The organism is Rhodococcus sp. DK176 (assembly GCF_038447315.2).
In the GTDB taxonomy this organism is placed as follows: Bacteria; Actinomycetota; Actinomycetes; order Mycobacteriales; family Mycobacteriaceae; genus Rhodococcus_F; species Rhodococcus_F jostii_A.
This window is the reverse complement of the sequence record NZ_CP118321.2, coordinates 1,345,839-1,366,077: the sequence shown is the minus strand read 5'-3', so window position 1 is coordinate 1,366,077 and position 20,239 is coordinate 1,345,839. Positions and strand designations below refer to the sequence as shown.

At 68.7% G+C, this 20,239-nt stretch carries 19 protein-coding genes; 13 read left to right on the top strand and 6 right to left on the bottom strand.

The window, feature by feature from the left end; translation table 11 throughout:
- Positions 1 to 142 precede the first annotated feature (142 nt).
- The 6 genes from PSR88_RS06450 (at position 143) to PSR88_RS06425 (ending at position 6,918) form a co-directional block, all read left to right on the top strand.
- Positions 143 to 1,174, top strand: a complete 1,032-nt coding sequence (locus PSR88_RS06450) for a sulfate ABC transporter substrate-binding protein (RefSeq protein ID WP_009473978.1) — start codon at positions 143 to 145, stop codon at positions 1,172 to 1,174.
- Between the two features lie 7 nt (positions 1,175 to 1,181).
- Positions 1,182 to 2,063, top strand: a complete 882-nt coding sequence (gene cysT, locus PSR88_RS06445; protein WP_009473977.1) for a sulfate ABC transporter permease subunit CysT — start codon at positions 1,182 to 1,184, stop codon at positions 2,061 to 2,063.
- Complete coding sequence (cysW, locus tag PSR88_RS06440) at positions 2,060 to 2,866, top strand: sulfate ABC transporter permease subunit CysW (protein ID WP_009473976.1); 807 nt, start codon at positions 2,060 to 2,062, stop codon at positions 2,864 to 2,866. The genes cysT and cysW overlap by 4 nt, the downstream gene beginning before the upstream one ends.
- Positions 2,863 to 3,876, top strand: a complete 1,014-nt coding sequence (locus PSR88_RS06435) for a sulfate/molybdate ABC transporter ATP-binding protein (RefSeq protein ID WP_009473975.1) — start codon at positions 2,863 to 2,865, stop codon at positions 3,874 to 3,876. The genes cysW and PSR88_RS06435 overlap by 4 nt, the downstream gene beginning before the upstream one ends.
- A gap of 25 nt (positions 3,877 to 3,901) precedes the next feature.
- On the top strand, positions 3,902 to 5,281 hold the full coding sequence (locus tag PSR88_RS06430; protein WP_016879966.1) for a sulfatase: 1,380 nt from the start codon (positions 3,902 to 3,904) through the stop codon (positions 5,279 to 5,281).
- A gap of 143 nt (positions 5,282 to 5,424) precedes the next feature.
- A complete protein-coding gene (locus PSR88_RS06425; protein WP_016879967.1) occupies positions 5,425 to 6,918 on the top strand; it encodes a UDP-N-acetylmuramoyl-L-alanyl-D-glutamate--2,6-diaminopimelate ligase in 1,494 nt (497 codons plus the stop codon).
- Here the strand turns inward: PSR88_RS06425 and cysC are convergent.
- The 4 genes from cysC to PSR88_RS06405 form a co-directional block, all read right to left on the bottom strand.
- On the bottom strand, positions 6,915 to 8,798 hold the full coding sequence (gene cysC / locus PSR88_RS06420) for an adenylyl-sulfate kinase (RefSeq protein WP_016879968.1): 1,884 nt from the start codon (positions 8,796 to 8,798) through the stop codon (positions 6,915 to 6,917). The two genes, PSR88_RS06425 and cysC, sit on opposite strands and share 4 nt — an antisense overlap.
- Complete coding sequence (cysD, locus tag PSR88_RS06415; protein ID WP_009473971.1) at positions 8,798 to 9,730, bottom strand: sulfate adenylyltransferase subunit CysD; 933 nt, start codon at positions 9,728 to 9,730, stop codon at positions 8,798 to 8,800. The genes cysC and cysD overlap by 1 nt, the downstream gene beginning before the upstream one ends.
- Entirely contained in the window at positions 9,727 to 10,530 is an 804-nt protein-coding gene (stf0, locus tag PSR88_RS06410) for a trehalose 2-sulfotransferase (RefSeq protein WP_009473970.1), read from the bottom strand. The genes cysD and stf0 overlap by 4 nt, the downstream gene beginning before the upstream one ends.
- Before the next feature lie 247 nt (positions 10,531 to 10,777).
- Positions 10,778 to 11,638, bottom strand: a complete 861-nt coding sequence (locus PSR88_RS06405; RefSeq protein WP_016879969.1) for a universal stress protein — start codon at positions 11,636 to 11,638, stop codon at positions 10,778 to 10,780.
- A gap of 170 nt (positions 11,639 to 11,808) precedes the next feature.
- Between PSR88_RS06405 and PSR88_RS06400 the strand changes: the two genes are divergently transcribed.
- The 7 genes from PSR88_RS06400 (at position 11,809) to PSR88_RS06370 (ending at position 18,226) form a co-directional block, all read left to right on the top strand.
- Positions 11,809 to 12,210 carry a DUF1801 domain-containing protein gene (locus PSR88_RS06400; RefSeq protein ID WP_029537218.1) on the top strand — a complete coding sequence of 134 codons (402 nt, stop codon included), beginning with the start codon at positions 11,809 to 11,811 and terminating at the stop codon, positions 12,208 to 12,210.
- Positions 12,211 to 12,331: 121 nt separating this feature from the next.
- Positions 12,332 to 12,838: a sigma-70 family RNA polymerase sigma factor gene (locus PSR88_RS06395; RefSeq protein WP_009473967.1), complete on the top strand. Its 507-nt coding sequence runs from the start codon at positions 12,332 to 12,334 to the stop codon at positions 12,836 to 12,838.
- Entirely contained in the window at positions 12,835 to 13,593 is a 759-nt protein-coding gene (locus PSR88_RS06390; RefSeq protein WP_016879971.1) for an anti-sigma factor family protein, read from the top strand. Before PSR88_RS06395 ends, PSR88_RS06390 begins: the two co-directional genes overlap by 4 nt.
- 187 nt (positions 13,594 to 13,780) lie before the next feature.
- On the top strand, positions 13,781 to 15,493 hold the full coding sequence (locus tag PSR88_RS06385; protein ID WP_016879972.1) for a thiamine pyrophosphate-binding protein: 1,713 nt from the start codon (positions 13,781 to 13,783) through the stop codon (positions 15,491 to 15,493).
- Complete coding sequence (locus PSR88_RS06380) at positions 15,490 to 16,149, top strand: hypothetical protein (protein ID WP_009473963.1); 660 nt, start codon at positions 15,490 to 15,492, stop codon at positions 16,147 to 16,149. Before PSR88_RS06385 ends, PSR88_RS06380 begins: the two co-directional genes overlap by 4 nt.
- Positions 16,150 to 16,152: 3 nt before the next feature.
- Positions 16,153 to 17,175, top strand: coding sequence for a 3-oxoacyl-ACP synthase III family protein (locus PSR88_RS06375; RefSeq protein ID WP_009473962.1), 1,023 nt, complete (start codon positions 16,153 to 16,155; stop codon positions 17,173 to 17,175).
- Position 17,176: 1 nt separating this feature from the next.
- Positions 17,177 to 18,226: an aminotransferase class I/II-fold pyridoxal phosphate-dependent enzyme gene (locus PSR88_RS06370; RefSeq protein ID WP_009473961.1), complete on the top strand. Its 1,050-nt coding sequence runs from the start codon at positions 17,177 to 17,179 to the stop codon at positions 18,224 to 18,226.
- Here PSR88_RS06370 and PSR88_RS06365 read toward each other — a convergent pair.
- Positions 18,162 to 18,917: a sirohydrochlorin chelatase gene (locus PSR88_RS06365; protein WP_011594334.1), complete on the bottom strand. Its 756-nt coding sequence runs from the start codon at positions 18,915 to 18,917 to the stop codon at positions 18,162 to 18,164. The genes PSR88_RS06370 and PSR88_RS06365 overlap by 65 nt on opposite strands.
- 4 nt (positions 18,918 to 18,921) lie before the next feature.
- Positions 18,922 to 20,238 (bottom strand): sulfate adenylyltransferase subunit 1, encoded by a 1,317-nt coding sequence (locus PSR88_RS06360; RefSeq protein WP_016879973.1) that lies wholly within the window; start codon positions 20,236 to 20,238, stop codon positions 18,922 to 18,924.
- Position 20,239: the final 1 nt, after the last annotated feature.

Below are 20,239 nucleotides of genomic sequence, written 5' to 3'. Positions count from 1 at the left end.
GCACGCTCGACCGGTCTCGCGCTGCTGATTTTCGTTCGCATTCCTGATTCCGCTCGGGCGATCCCTGCGTTCTTCCTCCCGCACCACCTCCCACGTTTTTCGCACCACCCCTCTGCGACAGATCCCCAGGAAGGTTTCTCCCATGAAACGCCGTTCTCGTAGTCTTCTCACGGCCCTCGTGACGCTCGGAGCTGTGGCGCTGACCGCGTGCAGCGGAGGCGCCAGCGACACCGCCGGCGGCGACTCGGCCGGTGCCGACGGCAGCGCGGGCACCATCAACCTGTACGCGTACGCCGTGCCGAAGCCGGGATTCGACAAGCTGATCCCCGCGTTCAACGCCACCGACGAGGGCAAGGGCGTGGCCTTCCAGCCGTCCTACGGTGCCTCCGGTGACCAGTCCCGCAAGGTCAAGGACGGCGCCGAGGCCGACTTCGTCAACTTCTCGGTCGAACCCGACATCACCCGCCTCGTCGACGCCGGCCTGGTGGACAAGAGCTGGAACCAGGACGCCTACAACGGGATTCCGTTCGGTTCGGTCGTCACCATCGTCGTGCGCGAGGGCAACCCGAAGAACATCCGCGACTGGGACGACCTGTTGCGTCCCGGCGTCGAGGTCGTGACCCCCAACCCGTTCAGCTCCGGATCCGCAAAGTGGAACCTGCTCGCACCGTACGCGGCGAAGAGCAACGGCGGTCAGGACCCGGACGCCGGTCTGGCCTACATCACCTCGCTGGTGAACGACCACGTGAAGATTCAGCCGAAGTCGGGCCGCGAGGCGTCGGAGGCGTTCCTGCAGGGCACCGGTGACGTGCTGCTCAGCTACGAGAACGAGGCGCTGTTCATCGAGGGCAACGGTGACCCCGTCGAGCACGTGACCCCGCCGACCACGTTCAAGATCGAGAACCCGGTCGCGGTGCTCTCGAACAGCAAGAACCTGGAGAAGGCCAACGCGTTCAAGGACTTCCTCTACACCACCGAGGGCCAGAAGCTGTGGGGCGAGGCCGGATTCCGCCCGGTCGATCCCGCGGTGGCCACGGAGTTCGCCGACAAGTTCCCCGAACCGGCCAAGCTGTGGACGATCGCCGATCTCGGCGGCTGGTCCAAGGTCGACTCCGAGGTGTTCGCCAAGGACACCGGGTCCATCGCAGTGATCTACGACAACGCAACCAAGTAAGACCGACGTGAGCGACACGACGACGGCGACGGGCGGACGCGGCATCACGGTGCCGCCTCCGCCCGTTCCGCCTACGCGCAAGAAGGTCGCCCGGGTCACCGGTGCGGTGGGACCGCTCGGCATCGGCATCGCGACGCTCTGGCTGAGCATCATCGTGGTCCTGCCACTCGCCGCGCTCACCGTCGCCTCGTTCGGCGACGGAATCGGCGGCTTCGTGGACGCGATCACCTCACCCGTGGCGGTGGCGTCCCTGCGCGTCACCGTCGTGGTGTCGGTGGTGGTGGCCGTGATCAACGTGATCATGGGCACGCTCATCGCGTGGGTGCTGGTGCGCGACGAATTCCCCGGCAAGCGGGCCGTCAACGCACTGATCGACCTGCCGTTCGCGTTGCCGACCATCGTGGCCAGCATCGTGCTGCTGTCGCTGTACGGCCCGGAGAGCCCGATCGGGGTCCACCTCAACGCGACGCAGCCCGGTCTGATCGTTGCATTGGCATTCGTGACGCTGCCGTTCGTGGTCCGCTCGGTGCAGCCGGTGCTGATCGAGGTGGACAGGGAAGTCGAGGAGGCCGCGGCCTCGCTCGGCGCGGACAACTGGACGATCTTCCGGAGCGTCGTGCTGCCCACCCTGACCCCGGCCATCGTCAGCGGCGCGGGGCTCGCATTCGCCCGCGCGATCGGCGAGTACGGGTCGGTCGTCCTGATCGGCGGAAACATTCCCCGAGAGACCCAGGTCGCTTCCCAGTACATTCAACAGCAGATCGAAATCGATCGGCCGGCCGCCGCGGCGGCCGTGTCGGTGGCTCTCCTGGCCATCGCGTTCGTGACGTTGTTCGCCCTCCGGGTCTTCGCCAGCCGGGGGCAGCGTCGTGAGGAGCAGGCGGAATGAAGCTCTCTGGGTCCACCCGGATCACCCTGCGCGCAGTCGCGCTGCTCTATCTGTTCGGCCTGCTGGTGGTGCCTATCGTCATCATCCTGTTCCGCACGTTCGAGAACGGGATCGGCGCCTTCATCGAGTCGATCAGCACCCCCGCCGCGATCTCCGCACTCAACCTGTCCCTGCTGATCGTGGCCATCGTCGTCCCGGTCAACGTGGTGTTCGGGATCGTCACCGCCCTCGCGCTGGTCCGGGGCCGCTTCCCCGGCCGCGGCCTGGTGCAGGCGGTGGTCGACCTACCGTTCGCCGTCTCGCCCATCGTGGTCGGCGTGTCGCTGATCCTGCTGTGGGGTGCCAACGGCTGGTTCGGCGGGCTCGAATCGCTGGGGTTCAAGGTGATCTTCGGGCTTCCCGGCATGGTCATCGCCACCCTCTTCGTGACGTTGCCGTTCGTCGTGCGGGAGGTGGAGCCCGTCCTGCACGAGATCGGCGAGGAGCAGGAACAGGCCGCCGCGACGCTCGGTGCGAGCCGCTGGCAGACGTTCTGGCTGATCACACTGCCCGCCATCCGCTGGGGCCTCACCTACGGTGTGGTCCTGACCGTCGCCCGCTCGCTGGGCGAGTTCGGTGCGGTGATCATGGTGTCCTCGGGCTTCCCCGGTGTGTCGCAGACCCTGACCCTGCTCGTGCACTCGCGCTACATCGACGACCACAACACGTTCGGTGCGTACTCCGCAGCCACCCTGCTGATGGGCATTGCGCTGATCACCCTGCTTCTGATGACTCTGCTCGACCGCAAGAGGAGCACCACATGATTACCGTGACCGGCGCCCGGAAGAACTACGGGTCCTTTGCTGCTCTCGACGACGTCACGATCGACATCCCCTCGGGTTCGCTGACCGCGCTCCTCGGGCCCAGTGGTTCGGGCAAGTCGACGCTGCTCCGATCCATCGCCGGACTGGAGTCCCTCGACTCCGGCACCGTCGTGATCGGCGGGAACGACGTCACCGACATCTCCCCGCAGAAGCGGGACATCGGCTTCGTGTTCCAGCACTACGCGGCGTTCAAGCACATGACGGTGCGCGACAACGTCGCGTTCGGCCTGAAGATCCGCAAGCGGCCCAAGCCGGAGATCGACAAGAAGGTCAACGAGCTTCTCGAGATCGTCGGCCTCGACGGCTTCCAGCACCGTTATCCGGCGCAACTGTCGGGCGGTCAGCGTCAGCGGATGGCGCTCGCGCGGGCCCTGGCCGTGGACCCGAAGGTGCTTCTCCTCGACGAGCCGTTCGGCGCGCTCGACGCGAAGGTCCGCACGGACCTGCGCACCTGGCTGCGCCGGTTGCACGACGAGGTGCACGTGACCACCGTGCTGGTCACCCACGACCAGGAGGAGGCGCTCGACGTCGCCGACCGGATCGCGGTCCTCAACAAGGGCCGGATCGAGCAGATCGGTGAACCGGAGGACCTCTACGACCGCCCCCACAACGATTTCGTGATGTCGTTCCTCGGGTCGGTGGCCAAGCTCAACGGTCAGCTGGTTCGACCGCACGACATCCGCCTCGGCCGCGATCCCGACCTCGCCCTCGCGCAGGAGGCCGGCACGGCCGAATCGCTCGGCGTCACCCGGGCGACCGTCGAGCGAGTGGTGCACCTGGGGTTCGAGGTGCGGGTGGATCTGCGTAACGAGGCCACCGGTGAGCCCTTCTCCGCGCAGGTGACTCGCGGCGACAGCGCGGCGCTCGGCCTGCAGGAAGGCGAGACCGTGTACGCGCGGGCCACGCGGGCTCCCGAACTCCCGGAGGCCGAAGTTCCGGTCTCCCTGTAACTCACCGCCGATGTAGGAGGCGACTGTGGCGACCTCGGTGAATCCCGCCCGTGACAACGTTCTGATCGTGCACTGGCACGATCTGGGCCGTCACCTCGGGTGTTACGGCGCGTCCGGGGTGCGTAGTCCGAACCTCGACCGGCTCGCCGCGGAGGGTGTGCTGCTGACGGACGCGCATGCGGCGGCGCCGCTGTGCTCGCCGTCGCGTGGGGCTCTGTTCTCGGGCCGGTACCCGCACAGCAACGGGCTGATCGGCCTCGCACACCACGGCTGGCAGTACCACGACGACGTCCGCACGCTGCCGTCCCTGCTGGCGGAGGCGGGCTGGTACACGGCCTTGTTCGGGATGCAGCACGAGACCGCGTACCCCAAGCGGCTCGGCTTCCACGAGTACGACGTGACGAATTCGTACTGCGAATACGTCACCGATCGGGCGTCGCGGTGGCTGTCGCGGTTCCCTCCGCAACCGTTCCTGCTGACCGCCGGCTTCTTCGAGACGCACCGCCCGTACCCGGTCGACAGGTATGTACCCGCTGATCCCGAGGGTTTCGACGTTCCGTCGTACCTGCCCGACCGGCCGGAGGTCCGTGAGGATCTGGCCGGATTCCACGGGTCGATCGAGGTGGCCGACGCGGCCGTCGGCAGGATGCTGCAGACGCTGGACGACGAGGGGCTCGACGAGAGTACGTGGGTCGTGTTCCTCACCGACCACGGCGAGGCGTTCCCCGGTGCGAAGTCGACACTGTATGCGCCGGGCACCGGAATTGCGACGATCATCCGCCCGCCGCGGAGGCTGCGGGCGTCGCCTCGCGTCTACGACGACCTGTTCAGCGGGGTGGATCTCGTTCCCACCCTTCTCGAACTGCTCGGCGTCCCGATCCCCGCGGCCGTGGAGGGTGTCTCCCACGCCGGGCAGTTGCTGGGCCGGTCGGAGTCGACGGCACGCGACGTCCTGTTCACGGAGAAGACGTTCCACGACAGCTTCGATCCCATTCGCGCGGTGCGCACCAAGCGGTTCAGCTATATCGAGAACTACGCGCCTCGGCCCAGGCTCGATCTGCCCCTCGACATCGAGAAGAGCCTGTCCGGTGCGGCGCTGGGCACCGAGCATCTCCGGCCGCGTCCGAGCCGGGAACTCTACGACCTGGTCGCCGACCCCGGCGAGCGCGACAACCTGGCCGATACCGAGGACTTCGCCGGGACGCAGGCCGAGTTGGCGCTGGAACTCGCGACGTGGCGACGGGCGACGGGCGACTCGATCCCGAGCGAGGAAGAGGGGACGGCCTACGCCCGGAAGGCGATGGAGGAATACCTCGCCACTCTCGACCGTGTGCCGGACGTGCGTTCGGCCTACAGTTCGGATCGCGGAATTCTCGACGAGCCGCGGAGCGGCGTAGCGAGGTAGGGGTGCCGCGGAGCGGCGTAGCGAGGTAGGGGTGCCGCGGAGCGGCGTAGCGAGGTAGGGGTGCCGCGGAGCGGCGTAGCGACGTAGGGGCGGATGATGCGGTTCCGTCCTCGCGACCTGCACGGCAGTGGTGCACTGGAAGCGTGAGCGTCGACTGCCCGCGGTGCACTCCGCCGAAGCTGCTGCGCGAGATGGTGCGCCGCCTCGACTGCTCGGCGGCACTCTCCGGGTCCGGCGAGGCAGCGGTGACGGGTATCAGCCAGGACTCTCGTCTCGTCCGGGCCGGCGACGTGTACGCGGCGCTGCCGGGGCGGCACCGGCACGGGATCGAGTTCGCGGGCGAGGCCGCGGCGCGCGGTGCTGTCGCGATGCTCAGCGATCGCGGGTCGGACGTGCTGCCGACGATCGTGGTGGACGATCCGCGTCGTGCTCTCGGTCCGTTGGCAGCGTGGGTGTACGGCAATCCGTCCGAGGCACTCGACGTCTACGGTGTGACGGGGACGAACGGGAAGACCAGCACCGCGTATCTCCTGGACGCGGGATTGCGTGCGGCGGGTGTCGGCACCGGCATGATGACGGGGATCGCCGTCCGGGGACAGAACGGGTCACGCACCGCGACCCGGACAACTCCGGAGGCGTGCGAGCTCCAGCAGACCCTTGCCGCGTTCGCCGAGCATCGGATCGGCGCGGTCGCGATGGAGGTGTCGAGCCACGGTCTCGCTCTGCACCGTATCGACGGAACGTCGTTCCGGGTGGGGGTGTTCACCAACCTCGCCCGCGACCATCTGGACTTTCACCCCGACATGGACGCGTATTTCGCGGCGAAGGCCCGATTGTTCGAACCGGGGCGCTGCGCCGCGGCAGCCGTCGGCGTCGACGACGAGTTCGGGCGCCGCCTCGCCGCCACCGTCACCGTGCCCCGCGTGACGTTCTCGTCGAGGACGACGGCGGCCGACTTCCATGCGTCCGCCGTGCACGCGGACGAGGGCGGCACGTCGTTCACGCTCCACGGCGCCGGGGCGCGGAAACCGGTGCGGCTCCGGCTACTCGGAGTGCACCAGGTGGACAACGCACTCGCGGCGATCGCCGCCCTCGCGGTTCGCGGGGTGGACCTCGACTCGGCGGTCGCCGGGATCGAGAGCCTCGATACGGTGCCCGGACGCCTGGAGGCGGTGGACGCGGGCCAGCCGTTCCTCGCGTTCGTCGACTACATGCACAACCCGGCCGGTCAGCGACGTCTGTTTCCGTACCTCCGCTCGTTGACGCGAGGCCGGGTCATCGCCGTCGTCGGGGCGACCGGTGAGCGCGACCCCGGCAAGCGGGTGCCGCTCGGTGCGACCGCGGCCCGTTTCGCCGACACGGTCATCGTCACCGACGAGAGTCCGTGCTCCGACGACGCGCAGCGTCTGCGCGAGGACGTGGCGCGAGGTGCACGCAGTGGTGGCGACGCCGAAGTGCTCGTCGTGCCCGACCGCGCCGAGGCGATCGTCGCCGCTGTCACCCTCGCCGCGCCGGGCGACGTCGTGGTGGTCGCAGGCCGTGGGCACGACCGGGTTCAGGCGTACGGGCCGCACCGACGTGTGTTCGACGACCGGATCGCACTCCACGAGGCACTCCTGCGGCTCGTCGCGCGCTAGGCCGGTGGCGTCTCGTGCCGGGCGAGTTCGGCGAGAATCCGCGCGACGAGATCGTCGAGATCGGCGCCGGTGGTGTCGAACGCGAGATCCGGATTCTCGGGGGCCTCGTACGGCGCATCGATCCCGGTGAGGCCGCGGAGTTCACCTGCCCGCGCCCGGGCGTAGAGCCCCTTGGGGTCACGCCGTTCGCATTCGTCGACCGGCGTGCTCACGTGGATCTCGAGAAACGGCAGTCCCGCGGCCTCGTTGAGCGCCCGCGCGATCGCACGGTCCGAGCGCAGCGGCGACACCATCGACGCGATGGCGACCACCCCGGCGTCCGCGAACAACCGGGTGAGGTGACCGACGCGGCGGATGTTCTCGGCCCGGTCGCCGGGGGAGAACCCGAGGTCGTCCGAGATGCCGTGCCGTACGTTGTCGCCGTCCAGCAGGTACGCGGTTCGTCCGGCGTCGACGAGGGTCCGTTCGAGCGCGACTGCCACCGTCGACTTCCCGGACGCCGGCAGCCCGGTGAGCCAGATGGTGGCGCCCCGCTGCCCGGTCGCGGACCAGCGCCGATCCCGTTCCAGCGACGAGGGGTGCCACTTGATGTCGTGCCGGGTCTGCTCGCCGGGCACGACTTCCCGGGCTTCGCTGACGGTTCCGGCGCCGACGGTGTCGTTGCTCTGTTCGTCGATGAGGATGAACGCGCCGGCGTCGCGATTGGTGGCGTAGGGGTCGGGGAGCACGACCGTGCTCGTCCGGAGCGTGATCCGGCCGATGTCGTTGAGGGCGAGCTCGCTGGGGGAGTCGTGTTCTTCGAGGGTTTCCGGGTCGAGCCGGGTGTGCAATTCCTGAACCGTGGCGCGCACGGTGCGGGAGGTGTGCTTGAGTGCCACCCGGTCGCCCGCCCGCAGCGGTGTCTCGCTCAGCCAGCACACGGTCGCGTCGATCTCGCGGGCCGGGGCGGGTGCGGTCGCGTCGGCGGCGGCGCTGATGACGAGGTCGCCGCGGGCCACGTCGAGGTCGTCCGCGAGTTCGAACGACACCGACAGCGGGGCGACCGCGACGGACCGGTGGGGATCGAGAGTGTCGAGGGCGGTGACCGTGCTGCGGGAACCCGCAGGCAGGACCACCACCTCGTCGCCGACGGACAGGGTGCCTGCGGACAGCCGGCCGGTGTAGCGGCGGCGGCGGTCGTCCGTGGGCCGCGCCACCCACTGGATCGGCAGTCGCAGTTCGGACGGGACGGCGGACGGTGCGGCGAGTTCCACCTCTTCGAGATACTCGAGGATCGTGGGCCCGTCGTACCAGGGTGTCGAATCCGACCGTGTGACGACGTTGTCGCCGCGGGTGGCGGATACCGGGATCACCGTGAGGTCGCGGCCGCCGAGGCGCTGTGCGAGCAGGCCGAGTTCGGATTCGACTTCCTTGAACCGGGTCTCGTCGAAGTCGACGAGGTCGATCTTGTTGACCACTGCGACCAGGTGCGGCACGCCGAGCAGGTCGGCGATCCGGGCGTGGCGTCGGGTCTGCCGGAGCACCCCGGCGCGGGCGTCCACGAGCAGCACGGCGACGTGGGCGTTCGACGCACCGGTGAACATGTTGCGGGTGTACCGTTCGTGCCCCGGCGTGTCCGCGAGCACGAAGCTGCGGGTCGGTGTGGAGAAGAACCGGTACGCCACGTCGATGGTGATGCCCTGTTCGCGTTCGGCGCGCAGCCCATCGGACAGGGCGGCGAGGTCGGCCTCGCCGTCGGCGTTCGTCACCGCCTCGAGGTGGTCGGTGGGCAGGCTGCCGGTGTCGTGGAGGAGCCGTCCGATCAGAGTGCTCTTGCCGTCGTCGACGCTGCCCGCGGTGGCGAGCCGCAGCAACTGACGGGGCCGGCTGGTGGTGGTCATCAGAAGTACCCCTCGCGCTTGCGGTCTTCCATCGCGGCAACGGAAGTTCTGTCGTCGGCCCGGGTCTCTCCGCGTTCGGAGACCGTGGCCGCGGCGATCTCCTCGATCACGCCGGCGACGTCGCCGGCGTCGGAACGCACGGCACCGGTGATCGTCAGGTCCCCGACCGTGCGATACCGCACCCGGAGCCGTTGCACCAGTTCGTCTTCGGTGGGTAGCGTGTACTCGGACAACCCCAGCAGGATGCCGTCGCGCGCGAACACCTGCCGCTCGTGGGCGAAGTAGATCGACGGCAGCGCGAGGTTCTCCAGTTCGATGTAGCGCCAGATGTCGAGTTCGGTCCAATTGCTCAGCGGGAACACGCGGACCTGCTCACCGCGGCGGATCCGCCCGTTGTACAGCGACCACGGCTCGGGCCGCTGTGATCGCGGATCCCACTGCCCGAACTCGTCCCGGAAGCTGAGCACCCGCTCCTTCGCGCGGGCCCGTTCCTCGTCGCGGCGCGCGCCGCCGAACGCGGCGTCGAAACGGTGCGCCTCCAGTGCGTCGAGCAGGGTGCGGGTCTGCAGCCGGTTCCGGGACGTGCCCGGCCCGCCCGATTCGGTGACGCGGCCCCTGTCGATCGACTCCTGCACCGACGCGACGATCAGCCGGTGACCGTCCTCTGCGAGCCGGCGATCGCGGAACTCGATCACCTCGGGGAAGTTGTGCCCGGTGTCGACGTGCAGGACGGGAAACGGCAACGGGGACGGCCGGAACGCCTTCTCCGCCAGCCGCAGCAACACGATCGAGTCCTTGCCGGCCGAGAACAGCAGAACCGGTCGCTCGAGTTCGGCGACCACCTCGCGGATGATGTGCACGGCCTCCGCCTCCAGCGCACGGAGTTCGTCCACCCGTGCGGCGCTGTCACGCGGCGCCCCGACGGCGGTCACAGCGGAAGTCCGTTCGCGGTGGCGTCGGACCGATACCGCTCGGCCCACTCCTTGGAGCGGCCGTCGCTCTGCCGCTTCAGCGGCGGCGGGGGCGCGAGATCGGCGTCGAGGCCGAGTTCGACGAGCACCTTCGCCGCCGTCGCCTGCGGCGCCGCGACGAGATCGTCGAAACCGATGTCGATGTGGTCGAGTCCCTCGACCTCGAACCAGTTGCGCCACTGCTCATCTTGATCGCGCAGAATGCGGACGAGATGGGCGATGCCGCCCGCGTGGTACTCGGCGCCGTCGTGCGGGGCGGGTGGGGTGGCGTCGTCGCGCCACACCTGAGTCTGCACCGCCCGCCACATCGACACCGCCTGCGCGACGACGTCACGCCGGTAGACATGGATGAAGGCGAGGTCGCCGCCCAGGATGTCGTCCAGGGCGGACCGCAAATCGTCGCCGGATCGGTCCGGAAGTCCGGCGGCACGGTCGAGGACGAGCGGCACCTGGTTCCACATCAGCTTTCCGCCCCACACCCCGTTGGGGGTGCGACCGAGGCTGAGCAGTTGATCGCGCCACTGCTCCGCGGTGCGGGTGTCGGCGGTCCCCGATTCGAGCGGGGCGAGCAGCGAGAGCACCGCCTCGTCGGTGACACCCTCGAACCACTGTCGCGGCTGCGGTGATCGACTGGTGGACGGCAGGTATTGGAAGAACTCCTCGGGGTTGCCGGCCACGGTCGTGGCGCGAAGAGATTCGACGAGCAGAGTGCTGCCGCTGCGCTGTGACGCGCAGACGAGATATGAGCGTGGCTCCGACATGCCGGAAACTATAAACGCGAAATTCGGTGCCGAAATCTGGAGGAAATCGAATTAGCGTGATTGAAACACTTGGCATTTTCTGCTGTGTGTGAATCTGCGATATCAGCGCTGTGGCGCCGGGGATTGGGGCAGGTCAGAGCAGTTTTCTGACGTAGTAATTCGGTTCGCGCCGTGCCCGGGGAATGGGCCCGCGAACGGTGAATATGAATCAGGCTGATCGAAAGAGTGAAACCAACGCTGACGGTATTCAGCCTTTTCGGCAGATGAGCACCGGGCACCGGGCGTGGTGGATGAGACTCTGGCTCGTCGAGCCCACGATCGACGCGGTGAACGGATTTCGCCCGTGGCTGCCGACGGCGATCAACTGCGCACCGAACGAGTATTCGAGGAGCACCTTCATTGGCCCACCACGCTCGAGGCAGCGCGTGACCTCGACATCCGGGTACTTCTCGCGCCACCCGGCGAGGCTCTCGGCAAGCCAGGCTTCCTCGTGCTGGATTAGATCGGACCAGTCGGTGAAGCGACGTTCCTCCGAGTACCACGCACCGAGGGTGGAGTGCTCGGCCCAGGTGTGCACCGCGACGAGGGGAGCGCCGAAGAATGCCGCGAACTCGAACGCGTGGGCCACCGCCATGTCGCTCAGTTCGCTGCCGTCCACACCCACCACGACGGGGCGGGTTTCGCTGACCTCGTGGCCCTGGATGCCGCGCCAGACGACCACCGGACATTCGGCTCGGTTCGACACCCGCACGACATCGGAACCGGCGACCACCGATTTCATCTCACTCGTGGCCGCGGGTCCGAGAACCAGCATCCGGGCCGTCTTGGACAGTTCCACCAGCGCGTGGGCGGGCGGACCGGGGTGGGTACTGCGCTCGACCTCCAGGTCCTGCTGCCCGTCCAGGACGATGCGCTCGGCGGCGTCGAGGAACTCATCGCCCTCGGGGTGACCGTCCGCGGAATTCGGATGCTTGGGTAATACGTGGACGAGGCGCAGCGGCTCCTCGAAGCGCCTCGCAGCGGATGCAGCCCACGCCGCCGCCTCCAGCGCGCCGTCCGATCCGTCGATGCCTGCCACGATGCCGCGTCGAATCCGTGCTGTGCTCATGGGGGTGCTCCTCACCTCCATTCCAGTTTGGTCCAGGACGGCGACGACGCGCCAGAGGTAAATCGGTCGGCAGCCGATCCCGGCGCGATCTCGATGCGATCGGCGCGGTCCGCGAGGATACTCGAGTGACCGGCGAGCGACGACAGCCAGAAGGGGAGCGACAGTTCACCATGAAGAAGCGGACGAGCGGCTCGGAAGAGGGAGGCGGAGGTGACTCTCCCTCGCAGTTGATAGATGCGCGAATCGAGGAGCTGGGTGATTGGCGGGGCGAGACGCTCGCCCGGATCCGTGCCCTCGTCACGCAGGCCGACCCCGACGTCGTCGAGGAGTGGAAGTGGCGAGGGGTGCCGGTATGGTCGCACGCCGGAATGATCTGCACCGGTGAGACGTACAAGAATGCGGTGAAGGTGACGTTCGCCCGGGGCGCCTCGCTGAACGACCCGTCAGGCCTCTTCAACTCCAGCCTCGAAGGCAACACCCGGCGCGCCATCGATTTCCACGAGGGCGACACGCTCGACGCCGAGGCGTTCCAGGCGCTCGTCCACGCCGCCGTGGCACTGAACACCTCCTAGCGTACGGGCCAAGGGTTTTCGGCCGCTGCGACCCGTTTCACCTGGGGTTTCCCTGTGTTTCAGTGGCGCGGTGAACCGGAGGCACGGGTGAACCGTGTGTACTGCTGAGAGGTGGTGACCGATGCCGGATGCCCAGACCGAGCTGATGCACGCCCTGTACGAGGAGCATGCCCCCGCGGTGTGGCGGTATGCCCTGCGGCTGACCGGCGACCGCGCCCGCGCCGAGGACATCGTGCAGGAGGTCCTGCTGCGAGCCTGGAAGCATCCGAACGTGCTGGACCAGTCGGAGTCGTCGGCCCGGGCGTGGTTGTTCACGGTCGCCAGGAACCTCGTGTTCGACGAGCACCGCAGCGCCCGCTCCCAGCGTGAGATCGGGATGAGCTCCACGCCCGAACGCGCCGCCCCGGACAGCTCGGACGGCGCACTCGACGCCTGGATGATGGGTGATGCGCTGGCCCGGCTCAGCCCCGACCATCGTGCGGTCCTCGTGCTCGGCTACTACCGGGGAATGTCGACCCACCAGATGGCCGACGAACTCGGAATACCGGAGGGAACGGTGAAATCCCGCATGCACTACGGATTGCGGGCCCTTCGATTGGCTCTGCAGGAAATGGGGGTGACCCGATGACGTTCGACGACTTCGAGTCGCACGAGGATCCCTACGTCCGCTGGGACGCCGCATATGTACTCGGTGCGATGTCCCCGAGCGATCGGCGCGAATACGAGGCCCACCTCGCCCACTGCGCACAGTGCTCGCAGGCCGTGTCCGAATTGGCGGGCATGCCCGGGTTGCTGGCCCTGATCACACCGGAAGAGGCGTTCGGCACGCTGCCCGGGAACGCTGCGCCCGCTGATTCGGAGACCCCCGCACCACGTGTGCTGACCCACCTGGTGGGGACGGTAGAGCGGCGCCGACGGCACCGGCGAGCGGCGACGGCCCTCGCGGCGGCGGCCGCCGTGATCGCCGTCGCCGTCCCGGTGGGGGTGCTGGTGACGCAGGACCGGACCCCGCCCGCCCCGGTCACGGCCATGCCCGTCCCGGACCGCGCGAACACCACCGAGGCGGTGTTCACCCCCGTGGTTCCGACGACGATCACCGCGAGCGCATCCGTCGCGTCGGTGTCCTGGGGCACCGTCATCTTCGTCGAGTGCTCCTACGAGGACACCTGGCCCGGCGACGGTCGTTACGGCGCCGACACCGAGGGATACGCGCTGACCGTCACCGACCGCTCCGGAGTCGTCACCACGCTGGCCACCTGGACCGGTGAGGCCGGCACGACGGTGCGGCCCACGGCCACCACCAGCCTGCCCGTCGACGCGATCGTGAGCATCGACGTGCGATCCGACGACGACCACGAGGTACTGCTGACCGCGGCGTTGTGAGCGGGCCGCCAGGGAGTCGGGTCGGTTTTCATACCTCCTGCACGCTCCACCGTCGTGTCTCGTTCGTCACGAACGTTTCCGGAAAAATGTTCTGCCACCGGTGAACCCGACCGGTACGTGGTTCGTGTGTATATCCAGTGGGTGACCGCAGGTCGCCTCACCCGATCCACGACACGGGGGTCTGCCGATGAATCTCACGGATCACGAGCCACGGAAAACCGGTCGGAACATGCGCGTCGTCGACTACATCGTCGCCGCGCTGGCCGCAGAGGGGGTCGAGCACGTCTTCGGTGTGGGAGGCGCGAACATCGAGGACCTGTACGACGCGCTGCACCGCTCCCTCGACGTCGAAGGTGTCGTCGCCAAACACGAGTTCTCGGCGACGACGATGGCCGACGGGTATGCCCGCACGTCGAACCGGATCGGGGTGGTCGCGGCGACGTCGGGCGGGGGTGCGCTCAATGTGATCGCCGGTCTCGGTGAAGCATTCGCGTCGCGTGTGCCGCTTCTGGCGTTGGTCGGGCAACCGCCGACGACGCTCGAAGGGATGGGCGCATTCCAGGACACGAGTGGACTGGCGGGGTCGATCGATGCGACCCGGTTGTTCGGTGAGGTGTCCGTGTACTGCGCGCGGGTCGAGTCGCCGCTCGACCTCGAACGCCAGCTCGCCGAGGCGCTGGCCGCCGCGCGACGCGGTGGGCCCGCGGTTCTCCTGCTGCCGAAGGACATTCAGTGGTCGCGCGGTGAGTTCCCGGAACCACGTCGAGCGGTCCCGACCGCACCGCGCACCACCCCGACGGACATCACACGGCTCGCCGAGGCCCTCCGCGACGACTACGGCCGCGTCACCGTCATCGCCGGAGACGAGGTCGCGCGAGCCGGCGCGCGAGGGGAACTCGCGGAACTCGCGCACGTGCTCGGCGCCCGGGTGGCCGTCACGCCCGACGCGAGGGACGTGCTCGATCCCGCGGCGCCGGGGCGGCTCGGGGTCACCGGCGCGATGGGGAATCCGGATGTCGTCGACGCACTGCAGGATTCCGACGTCTGCCTGCTCGTCGGCACGCGACTGCCGGTGATGGCACGCGGAGGTTTGGACGGGGTGCTCGAGAAGACGCTGGTGTACAGCGTGGGCTCGGCGAAGCCGTTTCTGCAGGCCCATCACCTGCCGACGCGGGATCTGCGGGCGACGCTGCGCGGGCTCGTCACCGAGATCGGGCCTGCGGCCTCGCGGGCGGCCGTCGCGCAGAGCGAGCCGACCCCGATCGACGTGCCGTCGTCCGGCACGTCGGGCCTGCGCTACACGGACGCGGTGAAGGCGCTCGCCGCGATGATGCCCGTGGGCGCCGACGTGTTCGCCGATGCGGGAAATACGGGTGCCGCTGTGGTGCACCATCTTCCGGTTCCGACCGGAGGCCGGTTCGTGGTGGCGCTGGGAATGGGCGGGATGGGTTACACGTTCGGCGCCGCGATCGGTTCCGCCTTCTCGCGCGGCCGCCGCACGTTCGTGATCGCAGGCGACGGTGCGTTCTACGCGCACGGGCTCGAGATCCACACCGCGGTCGAGTACGACGTGCCGGTCACGTTCGTCGTGTTCAACAACAACGCCCACGCGATGTGCCTGACCCGCGAGCAGGTGTACTTCGAGGGCGCATACACCTACAGCCGTTTTCGTCCCGCACACATCGCGGCGGGAGTCGGCGCACTGTTTCCCGGCTTGCCGTCCCGCACGGTCGACACGCACGCCGGCCTGGCCGAGTCGCTCCGCGCCACGGCCGACTCGGCGGGGCCCGTTGTCATCGAAGTCGCGTGCGACGCCGACGAGTTGCCGCCGTTCCTGCCGTTCCTGCCCGTCCGACGCCCGACCGAGAGATCCGAATCCCGAGAAGGAGCACGCCGATGACCGCTCGAGAGATCGCCCCGCTGCCCGACCTTCCCGCCGACCTGCCCGGCCTCGTCCGCATCGAGACCTCCGACCGTCAGGCGACGACACCGATCATCATGGACATGCTGAGGTCGGTGTATCCGCACGACCAGGTGTTCGGAAAGTACTGCACTGTCAACGAATACATCGACTGCCCGCCGGACGAGGTGTTCCGCTACCTCTCCGACACCCGCAGCCTCGAGGAATGGACGTACAGCCTCCGCGGATTCACCCCGGCCGGAGAACCCGGGCTGTGGCTCGCGTACGACCGCCTGGGCGACACCACCGAGATCTACACGCGCACCGTGGCACACCCGGCCGCGATGACCGTCGACTATCACTGTGCCTGGGACCAGGGCACACACCTGTGGATGGTGTATCTGATGCGGGTGGTGGACGCGCGCACGGTCCTGGACGTCGACGGATCCGTCGTGCTGTGGACCAACTGCCACCATCCGTTCTACGACGACAATCCCTACCCCGAGACCGCTCCCGCGGACCGGGTTCCGTGGGTGGGCGACTTCTGGGACATGTTCGCCGCCGGACACCAACTGGAGATGAGCAATCTCAAGGCGATCTGCGAATACCGGTGGGCGAACGACCTGCCCGTGACCCCGACCTGGATGAGTGAGTGAGACATGGACACCGTCAGCCTGATCGACATTGCCGGTTACCTACCCGAGAACCGGGTGGGTGCGGACTATTTCGCCCAGTTCGCCGCCTCCGACCGGCTCGCCGAGAACATCATGTTCCGGGCGCCGAAATTCCGCCACCACATCGCGAGCGACGAGAACGCCGTCGACATGGCGGAACGTGCGATCGCCCCGCTGGTCGAACGGAACGGCTCCGAACTCGTCTCCAACGTGGACATTCTCATCACCCACACCCAGCTGCCCGACGTCCCGATCCTGGGTACCGGCGGAGAACTCGCGCGCCGGATGGGGATCACCCCGGACTGGGTGGTGGACCTGCACAACGGCGGCTGCGCGTCGTTCGTGTACATGATCAAGCTGGCACGTCAGATCATGCAGACCGGGGACGCGTCGACCGCCCTGATCGTGTCGGTGCAGAACAGCGCAGGCCAGATCTTCACGCAACCGGACGTGCGCGCGCTGGCACAGTCGGCGGTGCCGGGTGACGGCGCGGGTGCATGCCTGCTGGTGAAGTCGGAGGCCGCACCGGTGCTGGGACTGGAGTGCCGGACCTACCCCGAGTTCGCCGGAGACATGACGGCCGCCGTCGATCCGCCCCGCAAGTACTGGGAGGCGGGCACCGGCCAACTGCACATCGGGTTCACCGAATCGAGGATCGCGAAGGTCTTCGCCCGAGGGAACCGGCTCGTCCCCGAGGTTGCGCTCGCGGTGTGCAAGCAGATCGACATCACCCCGGACGAGATCGACACCCTGGTCACCAACCAGCCCAACCGGCTGTTCCTCCGCAACTGGCGGGACGCACTCGAGCTCCCGGCGGAACGGCACCCCGACACGTTCGACGAATGCGGGAACCTGTTCGGCGCCGCGATCCCCGTCACCCTCGACATCGAGAACCGGGCAGGCCGGATCCCCAACGGCTCGCTGGTGATGATGTCCGCGTTCGCGCACGCCGGCGACTTCGCCGGGGCCGGGGCCATTCGGTGGGGCGCCGCCCCGGCGGGGGTGTGAGATGACCACGCCGACCATCGCGGGACCCGGTGCGAGATTCGATCTCGCGCTGAGCGAGAACCCGTTCGCCCCACTGCCCTCCGTCCTCGCCGCGCTCGACGGTGTGATGCGCCGGGCGCATCGGTATCCGGAGTTCCTGCCGGACCGGCTGATCCAGGTCATCGCGGATCACGAAGGGCTCGACGCCGAACAGGTGGTGGTGGGCGCCGGCGCCACCGGCGTCGCCCTGCAGATCATGCGCTCCGTCGCCGGGCCGGGGGAGCGGATCGTGTTCACCGCCCCGACGTTCGACGGGTACCCGATCATGGCGCGGATCGCGGCACTCGACGCGGTGCCGGTGCCGATTCTCGCGGACGGCGGACAGGATCTGGCCGCGATGGCGGCCGCGATCGACGACCGCACCCGGCTCGTCGTCGTCTGCCGCCCGCACAACCCCACCGGGACGCTCGTCGACACCGCCGAACTGGCGGATTTCCTCCGTCATGTGCCGGACCGGGTGGTCGTCGTCCTCGACGAGGCCTATGTGGAGTTCGTCGACCGCCGACAGGTCCTGGACGTGCATCGCATCATCGCCGAACACCCGAACGTCGTGTTCCTGCGAACGTTCTCCAAGGCGTACGGACTGGCCGGGTTGCGTATCGGATTCGGCTTCGCGAACGCGGCACTGGCGCGGACGATTCGAACGCTGCAACTGCCGTTCGGGATGGGCAGCGCCGCCGTTCCCGCGGTCACGGCGTCGTACGCCGCCGAGTACGAGCTCCGTGCCCGGGTGGCTGCCATCGTCGCCGAACGCGAGGAACTGTGGCGCACGGTGAGGGCGGCGGGAATTCCGGTCCCGCGCAGTCACGCCAACTTCCTGTACCTCCCCGGAGAGGACGTCGGTGACGCACTGGCCCGCGCCGGCATCCACGCGCGCACCTACCCCAATGGTGACGCGCGGATAGCGGTCGGGAACCCGGATGCCGGGCGTGCGGTGATCGACGCGCTCAGGCCGACAGCGCCCGGTACCGCTGCAGCTCCGTGTGGGTCTGCGAGTACCGGTCGAGCATGACGTCGAGCAGCCGGGGGTGCGGTCCGATGGTGGCCGCGTAGGTGATGCCGGGTCCGCAGGATTCCGCCGCACGGCTCAACCGGTCCGTGAGCAGTCCCGGCGCCAGGAACCAGGGTGCGATCACGACGCGCTCGGCGCCGGCCTGTCGCAGCGTCGAGATCGCCTGCTGCACCGTCGGTTCCGCCGACGTCGCGAAACACGTCACCGCTCCCGACCATCGGGTGCCCGCGACGACCGATCCGGCCAGCTCGCGGGTTCGGTCGTTCGCGGCCGGGTCGGACGAACCGACCGCGGCGAGGACGATACCGAGACCGGACTCGCGGGCGGAACCGCCGGCCTCGCCGATGCGGTCACGGACGGCCTCGACCAGCCGCGCGTCGTGCCCGAGAACGTCGGCCTGCCGGACATGCAGGTGCGGGTGACGGAGGCGGGCGGCGTCCAGGAGCGCCGGAAGATCGACGCGTGCGTGGAACGCGCTGCCCAGCAGCATCGGCACGACCACGGCGGAGGAATGCCCCTCGGCGGCGACCGTGTCGATCACCTGGTCCACGGACGGTGCGTTGAGGTCGAGGAAGCACAGCCGGACGTCGAGGTCCGGTCGCTTGGCCCGGAGCGCCGACACGGCAGCCGCCACCACCCGCGCACTGCGGGGGTCGCGACTGCCGTGGGCGACAGCGATCAGCGGGGTCATCGCACTAGACGCGCTCGCCGAGCTCCACCGCTGCGATGGCGTCTCCGACGAGGCCGGCCGCCAGCGTGTTGCCGCCGGCCGGATCGATCAGCAGGAAGCTGCCGGTGTGGCGGTTCACGGTGTAGTCGTCCGCCACGATCGGCTCGGCGACACGCACCGAGATCTTGCCGATCTCGTTGAGTTCCAACGACTCCGGGCTGGGCTCCGAGGTGAGCTCCTGCTCGTTGAAACGCTCGACGAGTGCGCCGACGATGGCCTGCGTGGTGCGGGTGCCGTGCTTGAGCAGCAGGCGGGCACCGGGACGCAGTGGCTTCTCGGCCAGCCAGCAGACCGTCGCGTCGAACTCGCCGAGCGGCTCCGGGGCGTCGGCGGGGGAGGCGATGACGTCCCCGCGGGAGACGTCGACGTCGTCGGCCAGCACGAGAGTGACGCTGCGGCCGGCGTGGGCGCTGTCGAGTTCGCCGTCCGCGGTGTCGATGCGGGTGACCGTGGTGCGGACACCGGACGGCAGGATCACGACCTCGTCGCCCGGAGTCACCTCACCGGCGGCGACCTGCCCGGCGTACCCGCGGTAATCGGGGAACTCCGGCGTGCGCGGACGGATCACGTACTGGACGGGGAAACGGAGACCGACCCGGTGGGGTTCGGCGTCGACGGGCACCGACTCGAGATGCTCGATGAGCGTGGGGCCGTCGTAGTACGGGGTGTTCTCCGAACGCACCGCGACGTTGTCGCCGTGCAGGGCCGACACCGGGATCTCGACGACGTCCTCGGACGCCCAGCCGAGCGAACTGGTCAGCGAGTTGAACTCCGCCGAAATGTTCGCGAACACGGTGGCCGGATCCTCGACGAGGTCGATCTTGTTGACGGCCAGCACCAGCTTGGGGACGCCGAGCAGCGCGAGAACGGCGGCGTGCTTGCGCGTCTGGGAGATGACACCCTTGCGGGCATCGACCAGCAGAATGACCATCTGCGCGGTGGACGCACCCGACACCGTGTTCCGGGTGTACTGCACGTGCCCGGGAGTGTCGGCGAGGACGAACGAGCGGCGGGGGGTCGCGAAGTACCGGTACGCCACGTCGATCGTGATGCCCTGTTCACGCTCCGCGCGCAGGCCGTCGACCAGCAGGGACAGGTCGGGGGTGGACAGCCCCTTGTCGACCGACGCCCGGGTGACGGCGTCGATCTGGTCGGCGAGAACCGATTTCGTGTCGTACAGCAGACGGCCGACGAGGGTCGACTTGCCGTCGTCCACACTTCCGGCGGTGGCAAGCCGAAGCAACTGCGTGCTTCGCGGGCTACGCACGTGGAGGTCGCTCATG

Bases quoted from the DNA above. Each gene is read 5' to 3' on its own strand.
- PSR88_RS06450 (WP_009473978.1), top strand. From the start codon at position 143: ATGAAACGCCGTTCTCGTAGTCTTCTCACGGCCCTCGTGACGCTCGGA.
- cysW (WP_009473976.1), top strand. From the start codon at position 2,060: ATGAAGCTCTCTGGGTCCACCCGGATCACCCTGCGCGCAGTCGCGCTG.
- PSR88_RS06435 (WP_009473975.1), top strand. From the start codon at position 2,863: ATGATTACCGTGACCGGCGCCCGGAAGAACTACGGGTCCTTTGCTGCT.
- cysC (WP_016879968.1), bottom strand. From the start codon at position 8,798: ATGACCACCACCAGCCGGCCCCGTCAGTTGCTGCGGCTCGCCACCGCG.
- stf0 (WP_009473970.1), bottom strand. From the start codon at position 10,530: ATGTCGGAGCCACGCTCATATCTCGTCTGCGCGTCACAGCGCAGCGGC.
- PSR88_RS06405 (WP_016879969.1), bottom strand. From the start codon at position 11,638: ATGAGCACAGCACGGATTCGACGCGGCATCGTGGCAGGCATCGACGGA.
- PSR88_RS06400 (WP_029537218.1), top strand. From the start codon at position 11,809: ATGAAGAAGCGGACGAGCGGCTCGGAAGAGGGAGGCGGAGGTGACTCT.
- PSR88_RS06395 (WP_009473967.1), top strand. From the start codon at position 12,332: ATGCCGGATGCCCAGACCGAGCTGATGCACGCCCTGTACGAGGAGCAT.
- PSR88_RS06390 (WP_016879971.1), top strand. From the start codon at position 12,835: ATGACGTTCGACGACTTCGAGTCGCACGAGGATCCCTACGTCCGCTGG.
- PSR88_RS06385 (WP_016879972.1), top strand. From the start codon at position 13,781: ATGAATCTCACGGATCACGAGCCACGGAAAACCGGTCGGAACATGCGC.
- PSR88_RS06380 (WP_009473963.1), top strand. From the start codon at position 15,490: ATGACCGCTCGAGAGATCGCCCCGCTGCCCGACCTTCCCGCCGACCTG.
- PSR88_RS06375 (WP_009473962.1), top strand. From the start codon at position 16,153: ATGGACACCGTCAGCCTGATCGACATTGCCGGTTACCTACCCGAGAAC.
- PSR88_RS06370 (WP_009473961.1), top strand. From the start codon at position 17,177: ATGACCACGCCGACCATCGCGGGACCCGGTGCGAGATTCGATCTCGCG.
- PSR88_RS06365 (WP_011594334.1), bottom strand. From the start codon at position 18,917: ATGACCCCGCTGATCGCTGTCGCCCACGGCAGTCGCGACCCCCGCAGT.
- PSR88_RS06360 (WP_016879973.1), bottom strand. From the start codon at position 20,238: ATGAGCGACCTCCACGTGCGTAGCCCGCGAAGCACGCAGTTGCTTCGG.